At 42.4% G+C, this 929-nt stretch carries 1 protein-coding gene and 1 pseudogene; both read right to left on the bottom strand.

Annotated elements, in window-relative coordinates; genetic code table 11:
- A pseudogene (locus tag ABWW54_RS20100) lies at positions 1-301 on the bottom strand (DDE-type integrase/transposase/recombinase); the annotation flags it as partial.
- Between the two features lie 288 nt (positions 302-589).
- Complete coding sequence (locus ABWW54_RS20095; RefSeq protein ID WP_353415010.1) at positions 590-901, bottom strand: hypothetical protein; 312 nt, start codon at positions 899-901, stop codon at positions 590-592.
- Positions 902-929 lie beyond the last annotated feature (28 nt).

Here is a 929-nt window from a genome sequence, read left to right as displayed (position 1 = left end):
TAGCGTAGATCAACTCGACTTTCAGCCTGGCATAAAACGACTCCATCACCGCATTATCCCAACAGTTTCCCTTGCGACTCATGCTTCGGGTTATGTGGTTTTTCTGAAGAAAGGCCACATAGCTATTGGAACGATACTGGGTTCCACGATCCGAGTGAACAACCAAGTTTGGCTCAACGCCTCTTGCATTGATCGCCACTTGCATCGCTTGCGTAACCAATTCATCAGTCATGCTTGTGCTCAAACTCCACCCAATAATCTTTCGCGAATATAAGTCCATGACTGTCGCCAAATAAAGCCATTTCTTTTTAATTAAAGGGGGCATAATTAAAGGGGTCAGTAATTAAAGGGGTCAGTAATTAAAGGGGTCAGTAATTAAAGGGGTCAGTAATTAAAGGGGTCAGTAATTAAAGGGGTCAGTAATTAAAGGGGTCAGTAATTAAAGGGGTCAGAGCCGAATTAAAAGTATAATTAAAGGGGTCAGAGCCGAATTAAAAGTACACATAGCGCAGTTAACGCCCAAGGTATGGGCGCGCGCGGAGTGCGCGTCCAGCCCGCAGGGCGAAATACCCTTTCTTGTTAGGTTTCTTTACGAAGTAGCAATTTTGCATATTTGGCACATTGATTTTGATTCAGTAACCTCACCAATTCTGATGGTTTCCCAAAAAAATGAAACTATCTCTTTTACTTCTTCTGATACATCGCTTTTGTTGACGGTAAGATCCTTGCACCTGTCGCAAGGAGCAATTCTAAATTCTTCTCCATTCAAAGAGAAAGATTCATATTGCTCAAATGTGATTTGATGCTTCTCTGCGAGTTTACGTACATCATCGAGAAACCGATCAAACCTAGGCTTTTCGGGGCCACCATCATCGTCTTGATAATGAAGCAGTATTTGCATTGCATGTGTGCTAAGCATTTAGTAAACC

The sequence above is a fragment of the Arenicella sp. 4NH20-0111 genome, from assembly GCF_040366405.1.
Lineage (GTDB): Bacteria > Pseudomonadota > Gammaproteobacteria > Arenicellales > Arenicellaceae > Arenicella.
This window is presented reverse-complemented; position numbering and strand designations above follow the sequence as displayed.

Bases quoted from the DNA above. Each gene is read 5' to 3' on its own strand.
- ABWW54_RS20095 (WP_353415010.1), bottom strand. From the start codon at position 901: ATGCAAATACTGCTTCATTATCAAGACGATGATGGTGGCCCCGAAAAG.